Source organism: Hyalangium sp. (genome assembly GCF_035629615.1).
GTDB lineage: Bacteria > Myxococcota > Myxococcia > Myxococcales > Myxococcaceae > Hyalangium.
Genome location: NZ_DASPHO010000472.1, coordinates 1 through 6713, shown reverse-complemented (window position 1 = coordinate 6713; position 6713 = coordinate 1). Strand labels below are relative to the sequence as shown.

At 67.2% G+C, this 6713-nt stretch carries 3 protein-coding genes and 1 pseudogene; 3 read left to right on the top strand and 1 reads right to left on the bottom strand.

All coding sequences use genetic code 11. From position 1 onward, the window contains the following. Positions 1-595: 595 nt before the first annotated feature. From VD972_RS24250 to VD972_RS24240, 3 genes are all read left to right on the top strand, one after another. Complete coding sequence (locus VD972_RS24250) at positions 596-3076, top strand: BACON domain-containing protein (protein ID WP_324990844.1); 2481 nt, start codon at positions 596-598, stop codon at positions 3074-3076. Between the two features lie 40 nt (positions 3077-3116). Then, positions 3117-5282, top strand: a complete 2166-nt coding sequence (locus VD972_RS24245; RefSeq protein WP_324990842.1) for a hypothetical protein — start codon at positions 3117-3119, stop codon at positions 5280-5282. A 621-nt stretch (positions 5283-5903) separates the two neighbouring features. Further along, positions 5904-6125, top strand: coding sequence for a hypothetical protein (locus VD972_RS24240; RefSeq protein WP_324990840.1), 222 nt, complete (start codon positions 5904-5906; stop codon positions 6123-6125). A 104-nt stretch (positions 6126-6229) separates the two neighbouring features. Here the strand turns inward: VD972_RS24240 and VD972_RS24235 are convergent. Beyond that, positions 6230-6713 (bottom strand): annotated as a pseudogene (locus VD972_RS24235) (hypothetical protein); the annotation flags it as partial.

Below are 6713 nucleotides of genomic sequence, written 5' to 3'. Positions count from 1 at the left end.
GAGGGGTGAGAGCGATTGTGGAGCACCTGGGGTTGCCCCCGGCGAGTGAGCACCTGGCCGATGCGCGAGGGCCGCCCCAGAGCGCGTGGTGTTGAAGCTCAAGCCGCCACAGCCAGCCAAGAGAGCCAGGCCCCTGCCGCGTCCCGCCTGGGAAGGCGGCTGGGCTGGGCAGGCGTGTGTCTGCTGGAGATGAAAGGCTTCTGCGCCGGCTCGGCGTGCGGCTCATGGGCTCCCCGTCAGCGTCCCTCACCTCTCGCTCTGCTCCCGCCCGCTACGCCCAAGAGGGCTCCTGTCCTTCCTATGCTCGGGTACGGCAAAAAGAGAGAGCCGACGGGGAGATCGATGATTCAGAAAAAAGAACGGAGAGCGGCGTAGGGCGCTACGGACCTCCCCGCCTTCTCCCAGGGGGATGTCCTCGCGGAGAGGCGGGTTGACACTTTCTGGTGGCTGAGCGAGTGTCCCTCGCCGATTGAGTGCGCCGGAACTGGCAGCAGGAGCCTTCCGGAGCGCCAGGGGGGCTCTTGTCCAATCTCAGCGGGTTCGCGCGAGTATCCTCAAAACTCAACCTGGAGTACCCGCTAAGAGGCTTCGAATCATGTCCTCTGTGAGAGTCGTGTGGGCGGTGCTCGCCAGCCTCTGGCTGGCAGGCTGCAAGCCCGGCACCAGCATCGAAGTGGATACCCATGATGTGAGATTCGAAGTGGTTCAAGGCGGTGCGCCGCCCCCCCCGCAGACGGTGAAGGTCACCTACGTGGGAGCAGGAGTCCTCGCGGGCTTTCCCCCTTCGCAGGGGACGCCTCCCTGGTTGGAGATCGCCGTCTCCGGAGGCGACGAGACGAGCTTCTCCTTCAGGCTCAAGGTCAACGACAAGACGGGACTGTCGGCCGCACCAGGCTCCTTTACGACCACGGTCCGGTTTCTGACGGCCCACGAGGATCAGTCCGATATCAAGTTCGAGGACATCAAGGTCACGTACGTGATCAAGGGGCTGGAGACGCTCCCCGCGCTCAGCGCCTCTCCCGCAAGGTTGGAGTTCACGGCCATGTCCGGGCAAAGTGAGCTGCCCACGGCGCAGAGCGTAGCGGTCACCGTGCCGAACCAGGAGCAGGTCGGCTACCACGTCGCCATCACCTATCTGGGAGCCTGGGATTGGTTGGCGCATCCTTCGCAGGCCACCACGCCCCAGGCCTTCAGCCTCCGCCCCAGTCACACGAGGCTGGTCCCCGGAGATCACGAGGCCGTCATCAACTTCATTCCCTTCGATGGCCGGCCCGCAGCCTCTGTCCGCGTTGTCTATAGGGTGTTGCCCCCACCCCTGACTGCCGCTCCAAGCCAGCTTCACTTCACCGCCTTCAGTGGGCAGAACGCTCCGCCACCTGCGCAGAACGTCACCTTCACCCCGCATCAGGCAGAGCCGATCCGCTACACCGTCACGGCCAGCTACACGGCCGGTAACAGGCAGGATTGGTTGGAGCTGCCCGCGCCGGGTACCGCACCCCAGACGGTCGGCATCCGCCCCAACACCGCCGCACTGCCTCCGGGGGATTACGCCGCGGTCTTGCGCTTCGCCCCCGACAATGGCCTGCCCGCGACGGAGCTCCGCGTCAGCTACGCATTGTCTGCCTCCTCGCTCCGCGTCAACCCCTTTGAGCCCACGCTCCGGGTCGATGCCACCACGACAGAGGCCCAGCTCACCGTCCCTGTGGCGGTGTCATCGAGCGCCGCACCGCTGGATTGGCGCGTCGTCTCGACAGGAGCCAGCTGGCTGAGCGCCTCCGCCACCTCTGGCAACACCCAGACGGATCCGGTCCTCAACCTCATTGTGTCCAGGAGCGCGCTGGAGGGGCTACCCAATGGCACCCACTCGGCCACGCTCGCCCTGGCCTATGGCAACGCCTCGGTGGCCGAGGGCCGGGTGATGACCGCCTTCAAGCTCACCGTGGCCCTGACGCGGTTCGGCTCGGTCATGCCCTACGTCACGGAGGCGGGAAGTACGCTCAGCCACATCGTGCGTGGCGAAGGCTTCAGCAGCCTGCGGAGCGGTCAGCGCCTGCGCATTGGCACCACGGAGACAAGCGACTACCAGGTCATCTCCGACGCGGAGCTCCGCCTGAACGCACCGGCGCTGGCCGCCGGAGCCCATCCCTTCTCCAGCGAGAACGCCCTGGGCCTCGTGCGATCGACGGCGACGCTGCATGCCGTCCAGACGCCGGCCTTCGCCGAGTTCTCGATGGCGCGCAACAGAGGCTCGAGCCGTGTCATCTATGATCCGCTCCGCACCGCCGTCTACTCGGTCGAGTCCAGCTCCGGCTCTGGCTCTGGCTCCGTCTCCGCGCTCTATCGCTACCGCTACAGCAACGGCACCTGGCAGGAGGACCTCTATGTCGGCCTGCCCGACATCTACGATGCCGCCATGGATATCGATGGGCAGAGCCTCTACCTGGCTGTCCGCACGGGGCTCTACCGGCTGGACCTGAATGACACCAGCGCAACCCCTCAGTTCCTCAGGGCACTGCCCCGGTACGCCCGGCTGGAGGTGCTGAATGACGGGACGCTGCTGAACACCGGTGATTCGTGCCCGAGGACTGTCACCTCCCTGGACGGCCGGCGTGCCCTCTTTGTCGATGGGTGTGGGTCCAGCCCGCCGCGCGCCTACTGGTACTACGACGCTCCCGGCGCACAACTGGGGGTGGCGCCGGTGGCCGGCTTCAACACGTTCATCGCGATGGATCGCACGGCGCGCTACGCGGTCATCGGCAGCTCCGTCTACGACACCCAGTGGAACCTGGCGGCCCAGGTGAGCAACCTCACCGGGTTCATCTTCTCGCACGATGGCCGGCGTCTCTTTGGGTTCTTCGGCGACCAGGCACAGTCCCGGCAGGTGATGCACGTGCTCGACACAGCCACGGCTCCCACCGGTGGCCAGTTCCCCCGGCTGGCCGAGATCGTCATGACCGGGGCGCAACCTTTCGATGGCTTCGGCACCCGAGGCGTTGTGACACCGGATGGACGCACGCTGATCAAGGCGGACGGACGGCGGTTTCACGTCTTCCCCATCCCTGCCTCCCTGCAGTAGCCCCGGTTCAACCCAGATGACTCTTGAGAGACTTCGACCCATGTCTTGCGTGAGATTTGCGCTGGTGGTCATCGCCAGTTTCTGGCTGGCTGGCTGTGGGGGGGAAGAGCAAGGCCCTGCCACGGCCCTGGACGTTCAACCGCAGGCGCTGCGCTTCGAGGCGATTGCAGGCGGTGCCCTTCCCCCGTCCCAGACGGTGAGGGTGGACTTCGTGGGGAGCTCGGTGCTCGTGGGGTACCCCGAGGGCGAGCAAGAGCCCTCCTGGCTCGAGATCGTCCACACCGGGAGTGATGAGGCGGGTGCCACCTTCCGCTTCGACATCACCACCACGCAGACGTCTCAGTCTCCATTGATCCAAGAGACCGTGGTCCGGTTTCTGACCTCCAACGCAGACGGCAGCTCCCCTCGGTTTCTCGACATCACCCTCACCTATGTCCTTCGCAGAGCCGAGCCCGAAGCGGGGCTGGGGCTCTCCACCGCGAAGCTGGAGTTCGCGGCCTTCAGCGGCCAGAGCGGCCTGCCTGGGGTGCAGAGCGTGAACGTGACGGCGCGCCAGCCGCTCTCCTACTCGATCACGGCCCGCTATTCGGGGGGCATGCAGGACTGGCTGAGCGTGCCTTCGGGGGCCACCACGCCCCAGACCGTCAGCCTCCGCCCCAACACCGCCGCGCTCCCCCCCGGGCGGCACGAGGCTGTCGTGTCCCTCGCCCCCAGCAATGGCCAGCCCCCGGTGCAGCTCACGGTCGTCTACACGGTGTCAGCCTTCGAGCTGCAAGCCACGCCCAGCGAGCCCACGATCCACGTCAACGCCAGCACGACTGAAGCTCAGCTGAGTTCCCCGCTGGCGTTGAGCGCCCCCAACGTGCCGCTGAATTGGCGCGTCGTCTCCACCAGCGCGAGCTGGCTGGACAACGCCGCAGTCTCCGGCACCACCGAGGCGGACCCGGGACTCAACCTCGTCGTGCCCAGGAGCGCGCTGGCGGAGCTGGCCAATGGCACCCACTCGGCCACGATCACCCTGGCTTACGGCAATGCCTCGGCACCTGAGCGCCAGCTGGTGGTGCCCGTGAAGCTGATCATGGCCCTGCCGCGAATCCGCACCGTCACGCCTTACGCCACCGAGGCAGGGCGCTCCCTCAGCCATATCCTGCGCGGCGAGGGCTTCAGCGGGTTGCGGCCTGGACAGGGGCTGCGCATCGGCTCGGCGGAGACCCATGCCTTCCAGGTCATCTCCGACACGGAGATCCGCATGGACGTGCCGGCACTGACCGCTGGGGCCCATGCGCTCTCCGTGGACAACACCCTGGGCCTGTCACGCCCCGGGCCCACGCTGCATGCTGTCGTGACGCCGGCCTTCGCCGAGTTCTCGTTCGCGCGCAGCCGGTCACTCCAGCGTATGGTCTACGATCCGCTCCGCATCACTGTCTATTCGGTCGAGTCCGACAACAACGGCTTTGGGCTCTATCGCTATCGCTACGTCAACGGCACCTGGCAGGAAGATCGCTATGTCGCCCAAACCAACATCTACGATGCCGCCATGGATGTGGATGGACAGAGCCTCTATCTGTCCATGGGCTCGGGGCTCTACCGGCTGAACCTCGAGGACGCGGGAGCGACTCCACAGCTGATTCGCACCATCCCCCAGCGCGCCCAGCTCGCTGTGCTGAATGACGGGTACGTGCTGACCGTTGCCAGCCACTGCCCCTACACGGCTACCGCCCTGGACGGCCGGCGCTCCATCCTCTTCGAGACCGGGTGCATCAGCTCGGACCTCATCGAGTTCTTTGATGCCTCCAGCACCGAGCCCCAATACTCCCCCGTCAGCGACACTCCCTCTGCATCGAGGCTCGCCGTGGATCGCACTGCGCGCTACGTGGCCATCAGCGATGCCATCTACAACTCGCAGTGGCACCTGGTCGCGGGCCTGGGGGAGCGGCTCTCCGGGCTGATCTTCTCGCACGACGCGCGGCGGCTCTTCGGGTTCTTCGACGACCACGCGCAGACCCGCCAGGTGATGTACGTGTTCGACGTGGCCTCGCCTCCCACCGGCGGGAGGTTCCCCCTCCTCTCGCAGAGCGTCCTGGCCGGCTCGCAGGCGGGCGATGGCCTCCGAACCCGAGGCTTCGTGACACCCGACGGGCGCACGCTGATCAAGGCGGACGGGCGGCGGTTCCACGTCTACCCCATCCCCGATGCCCTTCAGTAGCCACGGCGCCGCGGCCGAGGGGCATCGCTGCGCCAGGGCGAATGGAGGCCTGTGAGGGTGGAGGCTGTCGAATCGTCGGTGAAGGTCGGTTCTTCCAGCTCGTACCCGCTGGCCAACCGCCTCGGCGGCCCCCCCACGCAGGCCCCCCGCTCGCCCCACGGGGAACGCACCTGGGGTCTCCCAACAGGCGCCCTCCCGGCCGACGCTGATCCAGGCGGATGCCTTCGAGGCTAGCCCCGGCCAGGACATCCAAGGGGGGTCCTCCGTCTTCGTCTACAAGAAGCAGTAAAGGGGCCGGTCTAGCTAGGGACAGAGCCTTGCGCCGTGATGTCGTCGCCGCCGACCAGCAGCGGAACGCATGCGCGTGCCGTCCACTGCGTCGTCGACGTGGCCGGTACACACGTCTCGCAGGCGTTCCGCAGGGTTCGGCGCATCCGCGGCGTACACCACGCCGTCGATGAAACACTTCGGACTTCACAAGCCTCGCCGGATTTCTTGTGCGCCCTGCGTCGTCGGTCTTCTGTCTTCGGCGACGGAGATCGGGCCAGTCTCACTGCAGCCTCTGTCCCACCGGGTGGACGCGCTGAAACTCGGAGTGCTGAGTTGGGGTAAGAATCATCCATGGCCTCTCAGTGGACGCGCCGTCTTGCCTTTGCCGTGTTCCTCCTGCTCGGGCTCACCGGTTGCCCGGACAATGGCTCCGAGGACTGCATCCCCGCGCCTCCCTCGATCCAAGAGGAGCAGCCGGGGATCGTTCTGGTGGGCCGGCAGATCCGGCTGACCGTCCGTCCTTCGAGGCCTCTCGGGTGCGCCTCCAGCGGAGCCCCTCCCCCAGCTCCGTGACGGCCCATGGGGTGCTCGGCCCCCTACACCGGCCTGGCACACAGCTCGGGCGGCCCCCGTCCGCGGCCCTCCTCGGCCCCTCCGCTCCAGCCTTCACCTTCGCGCTACGCCGGCGTGGGCGGTCCGAACCACCTGGTGAGCGCGTCACGCAGCCCCGAATCCGTGCCGTCTCCCACCCACGCGACATGGCCATCGGGCCGAACCAGAACGGCCGAGGGCGCAGCGACCGCACCGAACACCGGGAGCTCCCACGCGCCCGTGTATCGGGCATCGACCCGCCGAACCCGCTCCGCCCACGGAGTGATGTCGAGGGCGCCCGGCTCGCCAAGGTTGAGGAAGACCGGTCGGGCCTCGTGCAGCAGCGAGAACACGCGCTTCGGACCGCTCTGAGTGCTCAGCTCGAGGTCGGGCATGCGACGCCCGAGCAGCGGGTGCCCCGCACCGAGTTCGTAGTGGACGTCGAGGCCCGACATCATCGCGGCGTACTGCTTGCGAGGCTGCTCCATCTTCAGCAGCTCGGCCATGTTCTCGCGCAGGGCCTCGGTGCGATCGTCGCCGCGGCCGAGCGCGATCTGGGCCATCGTCAGG